Origin of the sequence: Maritalea mobilis, assembly GCF_004363175.1 — a bacterium.
Taxonomy (GTDB): domain Bacteria; phylum Pseudomonadota; class Alphaproteobacteria; order Rhizobiales; family Devosiaceae; genus Maritalea; species Maritalea mobilis.
This window is the reverse complement of sequence record NZ_SNYR01000001.1, coordinates 115,562-134,904: the sequence shown is the minus strand read 5'-3', so window position 1 is coordinate 134,904 and position 19,343 is coordinate 115,562. Positions and strand designations below refer to the sequence as shown.

The window sequence follows — 19,343 nt, the reverse complement described above, 5'->3', positions numbered from 1 at the left end:
TTTGCAAAAGTGCTTAAAGTTTATAGAGAATTTGGTCGACCCAGAAACGCTCCAAGCGCGCCAATGCTGAGTTCAAGCCTTCAAATTCTTTTTCGTCCAAGCCGCCAACTTCTGCAATTGATTTCAAGTGACGGTCATAAAGTTCGTCGATCACTTCAGCCACTTCTTCACCTTTAGGTGTCAAGCGGATGCGCACTGAGCGACGGTCGGTTTTTGATTTGGTCTGGAAAATATAACCGGTATCGACCAACTTTTTCAGATTATAAGAAACATTTGATCCCAAATAGTAGCCGCGAGAGCGCAATTCGCCAGCAGTCAGCTCTGAATTGCCGATGTTGAACATCATGATCGCTTGTACAGGATTAATGTCGTCCCAGCCCATCCGGTCAAACTCGTCTTTAACAAGATCAAGCAAACGACGGTGCAAACGTTCAACGCGTGACACCGCCTCCAAGTAACGCGGTTTAAGACCTTCTTCTTCAACAGGCGTATGTGCCTGCACTTTCATTGTGTTGATACCCATTTTAGCCTCACTGTTATTGGTCGCACGATTTTTCGTGTCTATGAGGCTAATCTACCGACCAGCAAATAAGATCAGTTTAAAATACAGACTTAAAAATATGTTACTGATAAAATTAGGATTTTTAGCTTTCTAACTTCTTACCTTAGGTTACGAATTAGAAACCCTTACAAATAGTGACCACGCTTTTTATGCGCCCAATTTGCCCATATCAAAAGTGCCGAAATCGCCAGTAAAACAAGGATTCTGAAGCCGATTTCCACAGGCGAAAATGAGAGAATTTTGGGGGACCAAAAAGCGCCAATCAGCTCGGTAATATTGGCAATAATTAGTAAAACACCGCCCCAGGCGGTTAGACTCCATAAACCAACAGCCGCCAGCAATCGCAACAATGCGCATAAAATGATAATGGCGAACGCAATATTTCCTAACGCCTCGGCAGGAACATTTACATCTCGGGTGGCGCCAAAATTGTAAAAAATAGCGATTAGGCCATGCGCCATTGCCAAAAGCGCCAATATTCGCGCCACAAATGAATATGGTTTGTCAGAAAATGCCAAATCACTTCCCCCTTCAGCCTTCCAGTGCCATAACCTTTGGCACACGCCGTGGCAAGGTGCCGCATTTTTTATCGGCATTTGTGCGTCATGCCATATAGAAGCTGAGTTCAATTTATGCTTTGACTGAACACTTGTCGATATAACGGGCGAAGGAGTCACTATGACACAATCCACACGTGAACGAGCCGATTTGGATTTTCTAGCGGGTAAACGCATGCGTCGCACCCGGCAAACCGGCTGGAGCCGCGCCATGGTGCAAGAAACAGATTTGACCAGTCGCGACCTGATCTTGCCGCTCTTTATATTAGAAGGTGAAAATCAGCGCGAAAAAATCGCCACTATGCCCGGTGTTGAGCGGTTGAGCATTGATTTGGCCATTGAAGTGGCAAAAGAAGCCCGCGACCTTGGCATTCCCGCATTGGCATTATTCCCCTGCACGCAAAATGATCGGCGCACCGAGGATGGTCGTGAAAGCTATAATCCGGACAATTTGATGTGTCAGGCACTGCGTGCCATTAAAAAGGCGGTGCCAGATATCGGTCTGATCGCCGATGTGGCGCTAGATCCTTACACAAGCCATGGGCATGACGGGTTGATGGATGGCGAAATAATTCTCAACGACGAAAGCGTGGCGGTATTGATCAAACAGGCGCTTAATCAGGCTGCTGCCGGTGCCGATATTATTGCGCCATCAGATATGATGGACGGGCGCATCGGCGCATTGCGCGAAGCATTGGATGCAGAAGGGTATGAAAATGTCATTCTCCTCTCTTATGCCGCCAAGTTTGCCTCTGCCTTTTATGGCCCATTCCGCGATGCGGTGGGTTCAGGTGCCCGCTTGAAAGGCGACAAAAAGACTTATCAGCTTGAACCGTTCAACCGCGAAGAAGCCCTGCGCGAAGTTGAGCAAGATTTGCTGGAAGCCGCAGACTGGGTGATGGTCAAGCCAGGCATGGCATATCTCGATATTGTGCGGGAGGTGAAAGATCGGTTTGAAGTGCCTGTGTTTGCTTACCAAGTGTCCGGTGAATATGCGCAAATCGAATTTGCGGCGGCGGCGGGTGCCTTGGACCGGGATGGTGCAATGATGGAAAGCCTAATCGCGTTTAAGCGCGCTGGCTGTTCTGGCATCCTCACCTATTTCGCTCTGGATGCAGCGAAGAAGATTCGTGGCTAAATGAGAATAATAAAATGGCGGGGAAGTCCCCGCCATTTTTATTTATGCCTTTTTGATGAGGCTGATGACGAACAGTAAGATCACCGCGCCAATTGTGGCATTTATGATCGAGGCGATGATGCCCCCACCAATCGCGATGCCGACCATTGGCAATAAATAGCCAGCGATCACCGCACCCAAAATGCCCACAACAATGTTGCCAATGAGCCCGAAGCCGAATCCTTTTACGATTAGACCTGCAAGCCAACCCGCAACCGCCCCGATGAGGAGCAAAATCAACAAGCTTCCAATATCCATAAATTCCCTCCTTGTTAACAAGATCAGTTTGTCAGTCCTAAAAGAAACTGTCGAGCCTTACTATAAGTTCCCCTTGTAATTCATCTATTTGTTGCCATCTTAAAATGAACGGGACTGTGGAGACCTTATTATGGGAAAGAATTCATTTGGTTGGTTTGTGCGAGACGATTTGCCAGACCCACATTCAGCGCCAGAGCTTTTTGACGGTGTATTGCTGCGCCGTATTTTGGCTTTTGTCATTGATTTGATTGTTGTGACGATTTTGATCGTCATCGCTTCTGTTTTGTTGGGCATTCTTGGGGTGTTGACCCTTGGCATTGCTTGGCTGGGGTATTTCATTTTGGTGCCGGGCGTTTGGATCGGCTATTATGCGCTCACCTTGGGCACACCAGTGCGGGCAACTTTGGGCATGCAGATGATGGACATTGTGCTTACTCCGACCCGCGCAACCCCGCTGGAGGGTTGGTTGGCCATTCTTCACCCGATTGTGGGCTGGGTCAGCATCACCTTGTTTACACCTTTTATCTTGTTGGCCGGGCTGTTCACCGCGCGCCGCCAATTGGTGCATGATTTGGTGGTAGGCACATTAATGGTGCGCCGTTCACCCATGGATCGTTTTTGGCATAGCGAATATGAAAATTACGAAGCCCCTTGGGTTGATGTTGGCCGGTAGGAATTTTTATTGAAGAAAGTTCTTAATTTAAAGAAATAAGACTTGGTGGCGCAGTGATTTAGCGGCAAAATGCGCCACTATGATAGACACTATTCTCCAAGCGGGCATGCTTTCGATGCCTGTGGCCATGTGGTTGACCATTGCCGTGATTCTCGCGGCCATTGTGCTATTTGCCACTGAACTGGTTAGCCTAGAAATTGTTTCGCTTGGGGTTTTGGTGCTGCTGATGGCCATTGGCCTGTTGGCACCTGAGACCAATCTCACAACTGAAAGTTTGCTTTCCGGATTTGCCAATCCCGCTTTGTTGACCATCATTGCGTTGTTGGTGATCGGGCAAGCGCTTTTCCAAACAGATGCGCTGGGTGGAATCACCAAGGCATTTGAGCGACTTTGGCCGCGTCACCCTTCTCGCGTTATCCCAATTATCTTGCTGATTGCAGGCATTTCGAGCGCGGTAATCAACAATACACCTGTTGTGGTGATGTTTATTCCGCTTTTGACCGCTGTGGCGGCCCGCCGAAAGTTGGCAACGCCTAAGATCATGATGCCGCTCAGCTTTATTTCAATCCTTGGTGGCATGACCACATTGATTGGCTCGTCCACCAACTTGCTGGCAGCCGGCATTGCACTAGGCTATGGCGTCACCATTGATTTCTTTGCCTTCACCGTGCCGGGCACGATTATGGCGGGCATTGGTGCGCTTTATGTTATCTTTTTGATGCCGCGCATCCTGCCCAGCCGGATGAACGAAAAGGGACAGGAAGTTCAGGCCCGCAATCTGCAATTCATCACCGAAATTCGCCTTTATGAAGGGCACCCGCTAATCGGCGAAAAAACCGTGGCGGGCATGTTTCCTAAATTCACCAAAATGACCGTGCGTGCGGTGATGCGGGGATATGAGCGCTATGTGCCGCCGTTCGAAGATTTGACACTGCGCACGGGCGACGTGTTGATTTTGGCCGCAACGCGCGATCAGTTGACCGACGCGCTAAAAGAATGGCGTGCGTTCGACAATCCACGCATTTCTGAAGATCAGGACGGCCCAACGGACCATGGCATTGTTTTGTGTGAAGCATTGGTGCCCCCCGGCTCTCGTTTGATCAACAACGGCATTGATCAGCGCGGTTTCCTTTCTCAGCATGGCTGTTTGATTTTGGGCATTGAGCGCCGCAGCCGCATGCCGCGCGAAAGCCTTTCTGAAATCCGCTTAGATGCGGGTGATGTGTTGTTGATTGCTGGTCGCTCAAGCGCCATCAACAATTTGCGCGGGCAGCAAGATGTGGTGGTGATCGAATGGAGCGCCTCCGAAGTGCGCCCGCACCGTTTTGCCTCACGCGCACAGCTTATTTTCGCCGCAACGGTTGCCGCCATTGCCACAGGCATGGTGCCCATCGTGTTTGCTGCCATCGCGGGTGCATTCGGCATGTTGGCTGGCGGCTGCTTAAATGTGCGGCAAGCCACGCGTGCGATTGATCGGCGTATTTTCTTGCTGGTGGGGTCGGCCATTGCCATGTCCACCGCGCTGGAAACCACAGGCGGTGCCACCATGATCGCGGATTGGACGGCTATGGCCCTTTCCAATGTCAGCCCGGCGATGGTGATGTCGCTGATCTTCTTGATTGTGGCGGTGCTCACCAACTTCTTGTCTAACAATGCAACAGCGGTGCTGTTCACCCCGATTGCCATTTCCACGGCGCAAGCGTTCGGCATTGATCCGTTGCCATTTGTCATTGCGGTGATTTTGGGCGCGAATGCGAGTTTTGCGACCCCGATTGGCTATCAAACCAACTTGTTGGTCATGGGGCCCGGCCACTATCGGTTCAAGCATTTCTTCATCGCAGGCATTCCGCTTATCGTGATTGTTTGGTTGGTGTTCAGTATTGTTGCGCCAATCTATTATGGCGTTTAGACTAAATTTCGACACACAAACAAAACAAGGTCCGGACGATGACAGAACATCGCACCGCTGAACTTCAGTTCTATCTGACCACGGACAGCCCCTGCCCCTATCTTCCAAACCGGACAGAGCGCAAAGTGTTCACCCATTTGGGTGGTCGTCGCGCTGCGGAAGTGCATGATTTATTGTCACTTCATGGATTTCGGCGCAGCCAAAACATTGTCTATAAACCTGCCTGCCAAGGATGCACAGCTTGTCAAAGTGCACGGGTTATTGTGGACGAATTTGATCCGAACGCGCGACAGCGGCGCATTTTGCGCAAAAATGCTGACTTAAGCTCGCAGGATGTGTTCCCCGCTGCCACGCGTGAGCAATATCGGCTGTTCCGCAAATATCTCAATGCGCGCCATGCGGGCGGCGGCATGTCGGATATGTCAGCCTTCGACTACGAATATATGATCGAAGATACACCGGTGCACACCATTGTTGTGGAATATCGCAAGCGATCTTTGGACGCAGATCAAATCAATTCGTTGCTGGCGGTTGCCTTGGTAGATGTGCTGCCTGATGGCCTTTCCATGGTCTACAGTTTCTTTGATCCTGAAGCCAATAAACGCAGTTTGGGCGCTTACATGATTCTTGATCAGATTAGTCGCGCCAAAGCTGCAGGTTTGCCGCATCTTTATTTGGGATATTGGGTCAAAAACTCGCCCAAAATGGCATATAAAGCAGAATATACTCCGCTGGAAGTGTTGACCGATGCTGACCGCTGGGTGCCGCTGGAAGACTAATCTTCCCGATAAATGATGAGGATTCTATGGGCAAAGCGCTGACTAGCCTGATTATTTTTGGCTTTTCTGCTGCGGCGGGCTTTTTTGCTTTGTCCGCCATTGTCGGCTTTTTGGGATTCGCTTTTTGGCCATTTGATATTTTCAATCATTTGCAACCTATCTGGTTGATCGGCAGCTTGGGCTGCTTGCTGCTGTCACCATTGTTGCTTCGTCGCCAACCTGTTCGCGGCTTTATCATCGCCATCAGCGCGACTGGTTTTTTGGCGGCAACTTCAGTGGTTTTGCCAGAATTTCTTGCTGGTGTGCGGCAAGAAACACCTCAGATCGATACCGAAAAAAGCCTTCGGCTAATGACGTTCAACATCTATGCAAAAAATGATGATTTGAACGCGCTGGCGCTAAGTGTGCTCGAAGTCGACCCAGATATTGTGGTGTTTCAAGAGTTTTGGCGCTGGCACCGCGCCGGGCTTGAAGAACGCTTGACCGAAACCTACCCATATACTTTGCATTGCCAAGGCGGGCGCAGGTCCTTTGTGGCGCTCTATGCGAAAATTCCATTTGCCCCACAGCCGGGCAATGATTGCTTGGACAGCTTGGCAGCGAACCAACGGACCTCCATCATTTCAGTGAAGTTTCCCGCAACGGAAACCCATGAAAGCTTTAGCGTGGTTACCACCCATTTTGATTGGCCGGTGCCGATTGAACGGCAGCGCGAGCAGGTAGACGTTTTTGTGGCGGCGCTTCAGCAGGTTCAGGGACCAATGTTGGTGGCGGGCGATTTTAACTCGACGCCCTATTCTTATTCCTTGAAAGGTTTGATTGAACGTGCCTCGCTTGAGCGGGTTGCGAAGGGCATACCCACTTGGCCTGCGCCACCAACCTATCCTGTTCCGATGCCCGCATGGTTGCAGTTGGATCAATTAATGAGGCGCGGCGGCGTGGTTGCAACGCCTGCCCGCAAAGGGCCAAGCGGTGGTTCGGACCATTACCCGCTTTATACAGACTTCATCATTCAAACTGAGAATTAAAAAAATCCCCGCGCAATGCACGGGGATTTTCAATCACTAACCCTTGAACTTATTGTTCCGTGGGAAGCCTGGAGGCGGCTGACGACCCGCATGGGCCCGTTCGCCATGCCATTCCATCAGCTCATCAGATTCACGCTTGTAAGTGCGGCCTGAACTGTCGGTCCAACTGAGCCCCTCTTCTCTATTGAAGGTTTTCACGTCTGACACGCCGCCATCTTTATAGCGTTGCAAGCGCACGCCTTTGCCACGGCCCATTTCGGGCAACTGATCCAGCGGGAACACCAGCAACTTGCGGTTTTGCCCGATCACAGCGACCATATCGCCTTCAATCGGCGCAAAGATTTTTGCTTCGACTTTGCCGGAAACATTGAGCACCTGCTTGCCTTTGCGGGTGTTCGCGATCAGCCCATCTTCTGGCACGATAAAGCCATTGCCCAAATCAGATGCAATCAAACGCTTGGCGCCAGCTTTATACACAACCAGATCAACAATATCCGTGCCTTCGTCCATATCCACCAAGATACGCACAGGCTCACCATGACCGCGACCACCGGGCAATTTATCGCCCAAGATGGTGTAGATTCGGCCATTGGTGGACAGCATCAGCAATTTATCGGTGGTTTGCGCATGTGCCCACAATTTCAGCTTATCGCCTGTTTTAAAGGTCACTGAGCTCAAATCCGTTGTGTGACCTTTAAGCGCTCTGATCCAGCCTTTTTCTGACAAGATTACTGTGATTGGCTCGCGCTCAATCATTGCGGTTTGAATGTCGTCCAAATTGGCTTCCGGCGCATTTTCAAATGTGGTGCGTCGTGCACCCATTTTTGTGTCTTTGCCGAATTCTTTTTTGATCTCCCGCACCTGATCCGCAACAACTTCCCATTGTTTATCAGTGGAGCCCAACAATTCAACCAGCCCAGCTTTTTCTTCGCTTAGCTTGTCGAACTCTTTGCGAATTTCAAACTCTTCCAGTTTGCGCAACGCCCGCAAGCGCATGTTCAAAATGGCTTCGGCCTGCACTTCATTCAATTCAAACCGCTTCATCAAAGCCGCTTTGGCATCATCCTCTTCCCGGATGATGTGAATGACCTCATCAATATTGAGATAGGCGATTAAATAGCCGCCAAGCACGTTCAGGCGGTGCTCGATTTGCCCCAAGCGATAGTTAGATCGACGAACTAAAACTTCCTTACGGTGTTCCAACCAAGAAAGCAGCGCCTCGCCCAACCCCATCACTTTGGGCACTGTGCCGTGGGCCAAAACGTTCATGTTAAGCGAAATCCGGCTCTCCAAATCGGTGAGCTTAAACAAGGATTCCATCAACAGCACAGGATCAACTGTGCGGCTTTTCGGCTCCAACACCAAACGGATATTTTCGTCAGATTCGTCTCGCACATCGCGCAAAAGCGGCAGCTTTTTCGCCAGCAGCAAATCTGCGATTTTTTCCACCAAGCGAGATTTTTGTACCTGATAGGGAATTTCGGTCACAACGATCTGATAGCCGCCCCGGCCCTGATCTTCCGTTTCCCAACGCGCACGACAGCGGAAACCGCCTCGGCCCGTTTCATAGGCTTGGATGATGGTTTCGCGATCATCCACCAAAATGCCGCCAGTTGGGAAATCCGGGCCTTGCACATAATTCACAAGTGTTTCAGTGCGTGCATTTGGTGTTTTGATCAAATGCAGCGCTGCATCGCACAATTCAGCAACATTGTGCGGCGGGATGGATGTGGCCATGCCCACGGCAATGCCTGAAGAACCGTTGGCCAACAGATTCGGGAAGTTGGACGGCAAAACGATGGGTTCTTCATCTTCCCCATCATAGGTTTCACGGAAATCGACGGCATCTTCGGTGATGCCTTCCAAAAGTCGTGCGGCTACACTGGTCAGGCGCGCCTCTGTGTAACGCATGGCCGCTGCACTATCGCCATCGATATTGCCGAAGTTGCCTTGCCCATCCGCCAGCGGATAACGCACGGCAAAATCCTGTGCTAAGCGCACCAATGCGTCATAAACAGCCTGGTCGCCGTGGGGGTGGAATTTACCGATCACATCACCAACCACACGGGCAGACTTTTTGTATCCTTGGCCGGGATCGAGCTTCAGCAAGCGCATGGCGTGCAGAATGCGCCGATGTACTGGCTTCAAGCCGTCGCGCACGTCGGGCAAGGCCCGCTGGGTAATGGTGGAAAGCGCATAGCTCAAATAGCGTTCTTCAAGCGCGCCGCGCAAATCGATTGTTGGCAGCTCGCCGCCGCCATCAACAGGCGTTTGATCTCCCATGGGGATCCCTTTGGTTTAGTCGTTCCGAATCACTTTGATTATAGCGCCTTTACCAAGCCTTCGATGAGGGCCTGACGCATAGAAGGTGGGGATAATTGCCGTGGAGACCAAATATGTAGGTGTAAAAAGTGTCCCGTGAGCCGAAAAGCAGCGTCAATGGCTTCGGCCGGGCCCATTTTCAGGCTGCCACCAAGCATTTCCGGCAGGGCAAACAGCTTATCCTTATAGTCTTCGCCAGCTTCTTTGGTCACTGCGCGACCAGTGCGGGGCGACACATAGCAAAGCCCCTCTTCTTCCCCCGTAATCGCGCAGGCAGAAACATCAATGCCGAAACCAAGCTCGTTCAATAGCCTCATTTCAAATTTAGCCAAGGCGCGTGCCAAGGTTTCACCGTCCGCATCATTGTCGTGCATAGCTAAGGCTTCAGCATATAGCCGCGGATGTGGATCACGTTCAGGCAATAGCCGCATATGCTCGCAAAGCAATTGGCTGAGCGCCAAGCGCTGGCGGCTTTCCATCAGGCTGGCTGCGCGCAATTTCACGGCTTCGACGGTGAACATGCCCAAATGGTCGGCCAATCGCGCACGCCACACAAGTTGGACCGAGTTGCCAGGTTGCAGCAATGCCGCATATTTGCGCGAGCGACCACCCTTCACCAGTCCCAAATGGCGGCCATGTTCGGCTGTCATGGTTTCAATGATCACAGCATTCTCCCCGTGCCTACGGGTGCCGATGATTAAACCTTCAGCCTGCCATTCCATTTTGTGCCTATTGTGGGAACTCAAGGCCCATTTCGCGATATCGCGATGGGTCGTCTGCCCATTTTTCGCGCACTTTCACGAACAGGAAGAGGTGAACTTTGGTTTCGAAGATTTCGCTCAATTCCTTGCGCGATTCTTCGCCAATCTTTTTGATGGTTTGGCCATTTTTGCCCAACACAATCTTCTTGTGACCATCGCGCGACACATAAACTACTTGCTGGATGCGGTATGACCCATCTTTTTGCGTTTTAAACTGTTCTGTTTCGACAGTCGCTGCATATGGAATTTCTTCGTGAATACGCAGAAACAGTTTTTCGCGTGTCACTTCGGCAGCTGTCAGCGCCAAGGTCAAATCCGTCAAATGATCTTCTGGGAAGTGCCAAGGTTCAACTGGCATTGCTTCGGCGCAATAATCAACAAAGTCCTTCACGCCATCGCCTTTAAGGGCCGACACCATAAAGGTTTGGTCAAAATTCAACTTTTCGTTCAGCTTTTGCGACAAGGCCAGCAAGGTGCTGCGCTCAACCTGATCAATTTTGTTGAGGATCAACACTTTTGGCTGCTTATAGTCGCTCAGGCCTTCGATCAGCTCTTCAATTTGATCATTCAAGCCTTTTTTACAATCAATGATCAGCGCAAGCACGTCTGCATCTGCAGCGCCAGACCATGCGGAATGCACCATGGCGCGGTCCAAGCGGCGCTTGGGCTTAAAAATACCCGGGGTGTCCACAAAGATCATTTGGCTTTGATCAAGGGTCACCACGCCACGCACCTGTGTGCGGGTGGTTTGTGCCTTGTGCGTTACGATGGAAACTTTGGTGCCCACCAACGCGTTCAGCAATGTTGATTTGCCTGCGTTCGGCGCGCCCACGAGCGCCACAAAGCCGCATTTTGTTTCGATATTATTCGTCATCTTGTTCCCAAATGCCTTCGCGCACCAAAAAGGCGGTCGCGGCTTCATGTTCTGCTATTTTTTTGGATTTGCCAACGGCTTGTGCTGGTTCGTGATTTTCCAGCTTCACGGCAATGGTGAAAACGGGCGCATGGTCTGGCCCTTCCCGTGACAATTCTTGATATTGCGGCAGCGCCAAGCTGCGCGATTGCGCCCATTCTTGCAGCGTGGTTTTCGCGTCCCCGCGCCCACTCATGGAAGATTTGAAGAAGCTCGCAAATTCGCGCTCAATAAAGGTTTTGGCTGGTGTTAGTCCGCCATCGAGATAGATGGCACCAATAATGGCTTCGCAGACATCGCCCAAAATTGCTTCTTTTTGCGCGCCGCCTGTGCGGGCTTCTGATTGGCCCAAAGCCAGTGCAGCAGGCACGTTCAGTTGCCGCGCTACAGCTGCACAGCTCTCTTTGCGCACGACAGCGTTCAACGCGCGCGACAATTCACCCTCATTGGCGCTTTTGTGGTGCAGATGCAAATATTCAGCCACCACAAGGCCCAACACACGGTCACCCAAAAACTCCAACCGCTGATAGGATTGGCGTGTCCGGTTAGATGGCGCGATCGCACTGGAATGTGTGAGCGCCCGGATCAATAATTCAGTATCGTTGAACTGATAATTGAGCCGTTCTGTCAGTTTTTGGATTTTGGGCGAAATCTGGGTCATTGATAGATAGACTCAAACATACGATCCCAGCGCACATTGCCCGGCCAGTTCCAAACCGCCCATGGGTTTAGATTATCCTTGATGGAGAAATAACGTACGTCAGCTTTGCCGATAAAGTTGGCAAACGGCACATAGCCCACGGCTGACAGCGAACGTGAATCCAGTGAACGGTCACGGTTATCGCCCATCATGAAATAATGATCTGCGGGCACTTTATAAACAGCGGTATTGTCAAATGCGCCCGTGTCAGAAATCTCCTGCACAGTGTAGCTCACGCCATTCGGCAAGGTTTCTTTATAGGTGATCACCTCAACTGAAATGCCATTGCTGTCCGTATCAATTGCAGTGCCAGTGCGTTCTTTTTGCACGGGTTCACCATTGATGTGCAGCACACCATTTTTCATTTGAATTTCATCGCCCGGCAACCCGATCACACGCTTAATATAGGCATCTTTTTGCGGCACAGGCTCGAACACAGCGATTTCACCACGCTCAGGCGTGCGGCCAAAAATGCGGCCATTGATCGGCACAGCTTTGAACGGGAACGAATAGCTTGAATAGCCATAGGTATATTTTGACGCCAAAATATAATCACCGATCAACAGGTTTGATTGCAGCGACGCGGTGGGAATTGAAAATGGCTGCCACAAGAAGCTGCGGATCACCAAGGCGATGATCAGTGCCTGCACAAGAACAACAATGGTTTCCCAGACCTCATTTTTAGGCGCATCTGCCTTGGCTTTTTGCTTTGAGGATTTGATTTCCGGATCAGACATAAATTTCGCTTTGCTTCTAAGTTTAGGCGCGCGTCGGCTCTGCCTCGATGATAACGATGGCTTGAGCCATACCATTATCATCTGTGATTGTTAAATGCAGATAGGGTGTGTAGCCGCTAGGCACAAGCCTTTCCAATGCTTTTTGCGCGCCATTGGTCAGTTCCAGCGTCGGCTTACCTGAGGGCAAGTTCACCACGCCAATATCGCGCCAATAGACCGCGTGCGACATGCCTGTGCCAAGTGCTTTGGCGCAGGCTTCTTTCGCGGCGAAACGTTTGGCATAGCTTGCGGCGCGTTGTGCCCTGCGGTCAGATTTCTTTTGTTCAATCTCGGTGAAGCAACGTTGCACGAACCGATCGCCAAAACGCTCTAGCGTTTTTTCGACCCGTTCAATTTCGCAAATATCGTTGCCAATCCCGATGATCAAATCTTTGCCCCCTATTGCAGTCCGCGGCTACCTGGTTTGATTGCAGGTATATTTTCCAATTCTGGCGGCAATTGGTCCGCTGCATAAGCTGGCACTTTGTAGCCAGTTAGCGCCACCAACGGCACGCCCACATCCGCCTCGCCGTCAGAACGGTCTACCAAGCAAGCGGCAGCCACAACATCGGCGCCCAAATCTTGCAAGCATTTGACACATTCGCGGATGGAAAGGCCAGTGGACACAATGTCCTCCACCACAATCACTTTTTCGCCCTTTTCAACATGGAAACCGCGGCGCAGCTCAAACTCGCCATTCACCCGCTCTGTGAAAATGGCCGGCACGCCTAGGTGACGCGATGTTTCATATCCGGGGATAATGCCGCCAACAGCTGGAGAAACGATTTGAGACACATCGCCATAACCTTCTGCGCGGATTTTTTCAGCCAAGGCTTTGCACAAGATTTCGGATTTATCCGCATGCATAAACACTTTTGCTTTTTGCAAAAACACAGGTGAGCGCAAGCCAGATGACAAAATGAAATGCCCTTCCAAAAGAGCGTTACAGGAGCGGAAAATATCGAGCACTTCTTGCTGGTTCATCAGTTCACCTTTGTCTCAAGCTGTTTATATTGCTGTGTCAAATTATCGATCAACTCGCCCTCTTCGCATGTTGCGCGGCGCACATTGGATATCCCCACAATGCGCTTCAGGGTTGTTGTTACATCATTAAACTGGGCGATATCCTGCACTTCGATGCAGAACAACATATCAGAAAAGTCAGACCGAACGGTGCGGAAAAACAGGTTCACAATGTTCGCATCGCAAGACGCGATGGAAGATGAGATCTGCCCCAATATGCCGGGTTTATTGACTGATTGCACCACCATCACAACGGGGAAGTTTTGATGCCGCTCCGCGTCCAAATCCCACAGCACGTCAACCCAGAGTGCATCTTTGTCTTGATATTCAAGCAATGCTTCTGACCCAATGGGATAGATGGTCAAAATGCCATTCTCTGGCAAAATCCCGACCATGCGATCACCGGGCAGCACACCTTCAGCTGACACTTTTACTGGCGTGCCAAATTCGAGATGGGCACCACCCAAAATGTCTGCGTCCACCGTTTGACCGCCGGGAATACGGAATTTGAAGTTTTCGCCTTGAGCCAGTGAGAACCAGCCATCCTTGCTTGCGCCAACAGGCAAGCCAAGCGGCTTGCGCTTCCGCGTCCGCTCATAGCCCTTCAACTCATCCAGCTCATGCACCAGATCTTCGCCAGAAAGCTGTGCCTCACCTAGCGCGACATAAAGGCTGCGGATGCTACGCATTTTCAGCCGCTTCAGCAATTCATCTTGCTCTTTGCGATTGACTGAGAACGCCTCACGCTCCAACAGGGCATCATAAATTTGCTTACCCAACCGCTCAGCCCGTTCTTGCGCTGCAAGTCGAAGTGAACGGCGGATCGCCGCCCTCGCCTTGCCGGTAACAGCGATATTTTCCCAGTTTGGCGGCGGCCGATGATTCTCGTCACGGTCGATCTGCACTTCATCGCCATTGCGCAACTTTGTTGTTAGCGGCATGGCGGTGCCATTGATGCGACAACTGACGCAGCTATTGCCGATGTCTGTGTGCACAGCAAAGGCAAAGTCAATTGGCGTTGCGCCCCGTGGCAATGCAATCAGGCGACCGCGCGGGGTAAAGCAAAAGACCTGATCTTGGAACAGTTCAAGTTTGGTATGCTCCAAAAATTCCTGTGGGTTCTCGCCTTCGGTCAGGTGCTTAATGGTGTTGCGCAACCACGCATAGGCTCGGCTTTCATGCTCCAGCCGTTTCATATCGCCAGAAATTTCGTCTTTATAGAGCGCGTGCGCAGCGATGCCCATTTCGGCGATAGAATTCATTTCGCTGGTGCGAATTTGCAGTTCCACCCGCTCACGTTCAGGCCCAACAATGGTGGTGTGGATAGAGCGATAGTCATTCTGCTTGGGTGTAGAGATGTAATCTTTAAATCGACCCGGCACCACAGACCAAGTTTGGTGCACCACACCAAGCGTTTTGTAGCAAAGGTCAACACTATCCACGATAACGCGGAACCCGATAATGTCGGATAATTGTTCGAGGCTGATGGATTTGCGCTCCATCTTTTTAAACACGGAAAATGGTGCTTTCAGCCGTGAGGTCACATCGGCAATGATCCCGGCATCCACAAAGCGTTGCGCCAGCTCCATGCGGATTTCATCCACGACTGCCCGATTGTCTTTCGCGTAAGCGTCCAAATGGTTGCGGATGACTTGATATTGCTCAGGATGCAGCGTTTGGAAGGATAAGTCCTCCAGCTCAGACCGCATATCCTGCATACCCATGCGTCCAGCCAATGGGGCGTAAATTTCCATTGTTTCTTGCGCGATACGGCGTTTCTTATGCTCCGGCACAAATTCCAGCGTGCGCATATTGTGCAAGCGGTCAGCCAGTTTCACCAATAGCACCCGCACATCTTCCGCAATTGCCAGCAGCAGCTTGCGCAAGTTCTCGGCCTGCGCCTCTTCGCGCGAGCCAAGGTTTAGCCGATCAATTTTGGTGAGCCCGTCCACAATCGCGCCGATTTCCTGGCCGAAAACCTGGTCAATTTCAGCGCGGGTCGCGTCCGTATCTTCAATGGTATCGTGCAGCAGAGCCACGGCAATGGTGGCATCATCCAAATGCAATTTGGTGAGAATAGCGGCCACTTCCAACGGGTGGGCAAAATAAGGATCGCCTGATGCGCGGCGCTGGCTACCATGTTTTTGCATGGCGTAGACATAGGCTTTGTTGAGCAGGGCTTCATCCGCATTTGGATTATAAGCCTGCACCAGCTCAACAAGTTCATATTGGCGCATCATGGTCGGAAATTCAGCTCCGTTGGTCGGTATAAACCATGGTAAGAATCACAAAAAAGGCGCCGATCAAGGCGCCCTTCCATTATCATGCAGCTCAGTGAAAGATGCAAGATTAATCGTCCCGACGGTCTGGTGGGGAAAGGCCTTCAATGCCGCGCAGAAGGTCTTCTTCACTCATTGTGTCAAACACCATGCCCTCATCGTCGCCACCTTGGCTTTCGATCATCGGCGCTGTTTCGGCCTCAGGCTCATCCACTTCAACATATTTTTGTAGTGAGTGGATCAGATCTTCTTTAAGATCGCCTGGTGAGATTGTGCCATCGCCGATTTCGCGCAAAGCCACAACAGGGTTTTTGTCATTGTCGCGATCAACAGTGATTGGAGCCCCTGACGAAATAAGCCGAGCACGGTGTGCAGACAGCAAAACCAGCTCAAAACGGTTAGGGATTTTTTCAATGCAATCTTCAACGGTAACGCGCGCCAAAGCAAATCTCCGCAATTTTGGGTAATCAGTGGGCTGATCTACACCAAGCTGTTAAAATTTACAACCCAATAAATGAATTAACATTGTTTCATATAATTGAATCGACATATTCACCAAATATGATTTATGACTACGTTAAGTACTGAGGTCACCTCTTGGACAAGGGTGGCCTTTTTGCCGTGTGCGGTGCTTAGCATTCATATGGCATTGTGCTTAAAGACCAACGGTCTGATCTCCATTGGGAGGTGTTTGTTCGCATTTAATTGCCGCGAGCTTTGCGCCTTTTTATTGAGTTCAGGCTCCAGTAATGTTTTATCAAACGAATACAGGTAATATTCGCCTGATAAGCAAAGTAAGGCTATTGTTTAATGTTTGATCCTCGCGAAAAGGTTATCCTGATTATGGATGGAGCAAACCTTTATGCCACTGCTAAGGCATTGGGCGCCGAATTGGACTATCGGCGTATGCTCTCAGAATTCCAAAGTCAGGCCTATTTATTACGCGCCTATTATTATACGGCTCTGGTGGAAGATCAGGAATATTCCTCGATCCGCCCCCTTATCGATTGGCTAGACTATAACGGTTACACTGTTATTACAAAGCCAGCGAAAGAATATACGGACCATCAAGGTCGGCGCAAAATCAAAGGTAATATGGATATTGAGATTACCATTGATGCGCTAGATATGGCCGATAATTACGACCACCTGGTTCTATTTTCCGGTGATGGCGATTTCACTGCGCTTGTTGCGGCATTGCAGCGCAAGGGCAAGAAAGTGACTGTTGTATCCACAAAAGCAACCTCCACCCCGATGATTTCGGACGATCTTCGGCGGCAGGCTGACTATTTTATGGATATTGCAGATCTTGCAAAATCTGTGGGTCGTGACGCTTAATCGTCACGCCCTTTTTGCAATGTAATGATGACTTGAGGTTAGATTTTGGTCGCTTTTGACCCTGCTCCAAATTGTAGCAAGTGCCCGCGGCTAAAGTCTTTCCGCAAGGATAATCAAAAAAAGTTTCCGCACTTTTTCAACGCGCCGGTTCCAAATTGGGCCGCGCCCAATCCGCGTGTCATGATTGTGGGCATGGCCCCTGGCCTTAAGGGTGCGAACCGTACTGGACGCCCCTTCACCGGCGATTTTGCGGGAGATCTCCTCTTCGACATTTTGCTTCAAAACGGTTTTGCAGCCGGTGAATATGGCAACAGTGCAGACGATGGTTTAGCGCTGGTAGATTGCGCCATCATCAATGTGGTGCGTTGCGTGCCGCCGCAGAACAAGCCCACTGCACAAGAAGTGAACAATTGCCGCCGTTATTTGCTAGCTACGCTCAAGCATTTCTCCGATGTAGAAGTTTTCGTCACGCTTGGCGGCATTGCCCATAATTCGTTTTTGACCTGCTTTGATGTACGCAAAAAGGACTTTGCCTTCGGCCATGGTGCGGCATACGAGCTCCCGACAGGCCAGAAGCTAATCGCCAGCTATCATTGCTCGCGCTACAATGTGAACACCAACGTGCTCACATCGCAGATGTTTGATGATGTCTTTAAAACTGTTCGGGAATTATTGAGCGAATAGAATCGCTTAGCCCAAGTCTTTCAACAATCGATTCTTCTGGCGTGACCAATCGCGTTTCTGCTCGGTCTCGCGTTTATCGTGTTGCTTTTTACCCTTGGCAATGCCGATCTGCAGCTTTGCGATGCCACGATCGTTAAAGTAAAGCTTGAGCGGCACAACCGTTTGCCCCTGCTTTTCAACCGCCGCCATGATGCGACTCATTTCGCGTTTTTTCAGCAGCAATTTGCGCCGACGACGCTCGTCATGGTTGAAGCGGTTGGCCTGCAAATATTCTGGAATGTGGGCATTGATCAACCAGATCTCGCCCTCTTCTGGCGTCGCGTAGCTTTCGGTAATTTGCGCCTTGCCATTGCGCAGGCTTTTCACCTCAGTGCCTTCCAGCACCAAGCCAGCTTCCATCGTATCCAAAATTTCATAATCAAAGCGGGCGCGGCGGTTCTCCGCCACGACACCAGTGCTTTTCAATGAATTTTTCTTCTTGGCCGCCATAGATTAATTGATCAATCCTGCATGAATCAGCGCTTCATCTACCGCCAACTTGGTTTGCGGCGTGATCGGCGACAATGGCAAACGTGTATCTGATTTACACAACCCAAGACGCTCAGCCGCATATTTCACTGGCACAGGGCTTGGATCCAAGAACAATGCCTTATGCAGTGGAGCCAAGCGATCTTGAATGGCCAAAGCAGCTTCATAATTGCCGTCCAGCGAAGCTTGTTGCATTTCAGCGCAAAGCCGCGGGGCAATATTTGACGTTACAGAGATGCACCCCACCCCGCCATGAGCGTTGAAACCAAGTGCGGAAATGTCTTCACCAGAAAGTTGAACAAACTCTTTGCCCAAAACGTGACGCTGTTGCGACACCCGCGCCATATCAGCCGTTGCATCTTTCACCCCAACGATATTCGGGCACTCATCCACCAAACGCTTCATGGTTTCAACATTGATGTCTACGATTGAACGGCCCGGGATATTGTAAAGGATCACAGGCAATTTGGTTGATTTCGCAATCGCGCTGAAATGCGCAAACAAGCCTTCTTGATTTGGCTTATTGTAATAAGGCGAAACGGAAAGGATTGCGTCAGCCCCTGCTTCTTCAGCAAATTCGGCAAAGCCAATGGCTTCGCGCGTAGAATTAGAGCCTGCGCCCGCGATCACGGGCACCCGTTTGTCTGCCGCCTCAACACATATCTTGATGATCCGTTTGTGCTCTTCATGGCTAACGGTTGGTGATTCACCAGTGGTTCCCACAGGAACCAATCCAGACGTGCCTTCATTGATCTGCCAGTCGATAAAGCGTCTAAACGCGGCTTCATCAACCTCGCCGTTATTAAATGGCGTGATCAATGCGGTAATTGAGGCGCGAAACATCCCTTCACATCCTTTTTTCTTTTCGTTCATTGGCATGTTGACACCATGTTGGCGCAAAAAGGTCAAACTTTTTCCGCGCTTTTAACGCAGAAAGACCCGAGTTGCGCACCATAATGAGCTGAAAAGATGGCAACAAGCCCTGTTTCGCTGATTGGATAAAACAAATTGATTAAAATTCAATCTAAACCAATCATTCACCTTAATTTGCTAGCCTTCATGTGTGGGTTCGGCAG

At 50.5% G+C, this 19,343-nt stretch carries 21 protein-coding genes; 7 read left to right on the top strand and 14 right to left on the bottom strand.

Annotated elements, in window-relative coordinates; translation table 11 throughout:
- Positions 1-13 precede the first annotated feature (13 nt).
- Positions 14-523: a transcriptional regulator LdtR gene (gene ldtR, locus ATL17_RS00610; RefSeq protein ID WP_133570852.1), complete on the bottom strand. Its 510-nt coding sequence runs from the start codon at positions 521-523 to the stop codon at positions 14-16.
- A 164-nt stretch (positions 524-687) separates the two neighbouring features.
- Positions 688-1,158, bottom strand: a complete 471-nt coding sequence (locus ATL17_RS00605; protein ID WP_166638831.1) for a DUF6163 family protein — start codon at positions 1,156-1,158, stop codon at positions 688-690.
- Between the two features lie 82 nt (positions 1,159-1,240).
- Between ATL17_RS00605 and hemB the strand changes: the two genes are divergently transcribed.
- Positions 1,241-2,257, top strand: a complete 1,017-nt coding sequence (gene hemB / locus ATL17_RS00600; RefSeq protein WP_133570850.1) for a porphobilinogen synthase — start codon at positions 1,241-1,243, stop codon at positions 2,255-2,257.
- Positions 2,258-2,299: 42 nt separating this feature from the next.
- On the opposite strand, the gene ATL17_RS00595 is transcribed toward hemB, so the two are convergent.
- On the bottom strand, positions 2,300-2,554 hold the full coding sequence (locus ATL17_RS00595; RefSeq protein WP_133570849.1) for a GlsB/YeaQ/YmgE family stress response membrane protein: 255 nt from the start codon (positions 2,552-2,554) through the stop codon (positions 2,300-2,302).
- 130 nt (positions 2,555-2,684) lie between these two features.
- On the opposite strand from ATL17_RS00595, the gene ATL17_RS00590 reads away from it, so the two are divergent.
- From ATL17_RS00590 to ATL17_RS00575, 4 genes are all read left to right on the top strand, one after another.
- Positions 2,685-3,227 (top strand): RDD family protein, encoded by a 543-nt coding sequence (locus ATL17_RS00590; RefSeq protein ID WP_133570848.1) that lies wholly within the window; start codon positions 2,685-2,687, stop codon positions 3,225-3,227.
- 79 nt (positions 3,228-3,306) lie between these two features.
- Entirely contained in the window at positions 3,307-5,136 is a 1,830-nt protein-coding gene (locus ATL17_RS00585) for an SLC13 family permease (protein ID WP_246028604.1), read from the top strand.
- Positions 5,137-5,174: 38 nt separating this feature from the next.
- On the top strand, positions 5,175-5,915 hold the full coding sequence (locus ATL17_RS00580; RefSeq protein WP_133570847.1) for an arginyltransferase: 741 nt from the start codon (positions 5,175-5,177) through the stop codon (positions 5,913-5,915).
- Between the two features lie 26 nt (positions 5,916-5,941).
- Entirely contained in the window at positions 5,942-6,943 is a 1,002-nt protein-coding gene (locus tag ATL17_RS00575; protein ID WP_133570846.1) for an endonuclease/exonuclease/phosphatase family protein, read from the top strand.
- Between the two features lie 36 nt (positions 6,944-6,979).
- Here ATL17_RS00575 and parC read toward each other — a convergent pair whose 3' ends face one another.
- The 9 genes from parC to rpoZ all read right to left on the bottom strand — a co-directional run bounded on the left by parC (position 6,980) and on the right by rpoZ (position 16,159).
- Positions 6,980-9,226 (bottom strand): DNA topoisomerase IV subunit A, encoded by a 2,247-nt coding sequence (gene parC / locus ATL17_RS00570; protein ID WP_133570845.1) that lies wholly within the window; start codon positions 9,224-9,226, stop codon positions 6,980-6,982.
- A gap of 38 nt (positions 9,227-9,264) precedes the next feature.
- Complete coding sequence (recO, locus tag ATL17_RS00565) at positions 9,265-9,987, bottom strand: DNA repair protein RecO (protein WP_133570844.1); 723 nt, start codon at positions 9,985-9,987, stop codon at positions 9,265-9,267.
- A gap of 7 nt (positions 9,988-9,994) precedes the next feature.
- Positions 9,995-10,900, bottom strand: a complete 906-nt coding sequence (gene era, locus ATL17_RS00560) for a GTPase Era (protein WP_133570843.1) — start codon at positions 10,898-10,900, stop codon at positions 9,995-9,997.
- Complete coding sequence (rnc, locus tag ATL17_RS00555; RefSeq protein WP_133570842.1) at positions 10,890-11,600, bottom strand: ribonuclease III; 711 nt, start codon at positions 11,598-11,600, stop codon at positions 10,890-10,892. Before rnc ends, era begins: the two co-directional genes overlap by 11 nt.
- The gene (gene lepB / locus ATL17_RS00550; RefSeq protein WP_133570841.1) at positions 11,597-12,376 is read right to left on the bottom strand and encodes a signal peptidase I; all 780 of its coding nucleotides are present in this window, start codon (positions 12,374-12,376) and stop codon (positions 11,597-11,599) included. Before lepB ends, rnc begins: the two co-directional genes overlap by 4 nt.
- Positions 12,377-12,398: 22 nt before the next feature.
- The gene (gene acpS / locus ATL17_RS00545) at positions 12,399-12,803 is read right to left on the bottom strand and encodes a holo-ACP synthase (protein ID WP_133570840.1); all 405 of its coding nucleotides are present in this window, start codon (positions 12,801-12,803) and stop codon (positions 12,399-12,401) included.
- Between the two features lie 11 nt (positions 12,804-12,814).
- Positions 12,815-13,399 (bottom strand): orotate phosphoribosyltransferase, encoded by a 585-nt coding sequence (gene pyrE, locus ATL17_RS00540; RefSeq protein ID WP_133570839.1) that lies wholly within the window; start codon positions 13,397-13,399, stop codon positions 12,815-12,817.
- Positions 13,399-15,678: a RelA/SpoT family protein gene (locus ATL17_RS00535; RefSeq protein WP_133570838.1), complete on the bottom strand. Its 2,280-nt coding sequence runs from the start codon at positions 15,676-15,678 to the stop codon at positions 13,399-13,401. Before ATL17_RS00535 ends, pyrE begins: the two co-directional genes overlap by 1 nt.
- A gap of 109 nt (positions 15,679-15,787) precedes the next feature.
- Entirely contained in the window at positions 15,788-16,159 is a 372-nt protein-coding gene (rpoZ, locus tag ATL17_RS00530) for a DNA-directed RNA polymerase subunit omega (RefSeq protein ID WP_133570837.1), read from the bottom strand.
- A 368-nt stretch (positions 16,160-16,527) separates the two neighbouring features.
- Here rpoZ and ATL17_RS00525 point away from each other — a divergent pair, with 368 nt between their 5' ends.
- Both ATL17_RS00525 and ATL17_RS00520 read left to right on the top strand, forming a co-directional pair.
- On the top strand, positions 16,528-17,055 hold the full coding sequence (locus ATL17_RS00525) for a LabA-like NYN domain-containing protein (protein ID WP_133570836.1): 528 nt from the start codon (positions 16,528-16,530) through the stop codon (positions 17,053-17,055).
- Positions 17,056-17,097: 42 nt separating this feature from the next.
- Positions 17,098-17,739: a uracil-DNA glycosylase gene (locus tag ATL17_RS00520; protein WP_133570835.1), complete on the top strand. Its 642-nt coding sequence runs from the start codon at positions 17,098-17,100 to the stop codon at positions 17,737-17,739.
- Positions 17,740-17,745: 6 nt separating this feature from the next.
- On the opposite strand, the gene smpB is transcribed toward ATL17_RS00520, so the two are convergent.
- Positions 17,746-18,228: an SsrA-binding protein SmpB gene (gene smpB / locus ATL17_RS00515; protein WP_133570834.1), complete on the bottom strand. Its 483-nt coding sequence runs from the start codon at positions 18,226-18,228 to the stop codon at positions 17,746-17,748.
- Between the two features lie 3 nt (positions 18,229-18,231).
- Positions 18,232-19,110 (bottom strand): 4-hydroxy-tetrahydrodipicolinate synthase, encoded by an 879-nt coding sequence (dapA, locus tag ATL17_RS00510; protein ID WP_133570833.1) that lies wholly within the window; start codon positions 19,108-19,110, stop codon positions 18,232-18,234.
- Positions 19,111-19,343 lie beyond the last annotated feature (233 nt).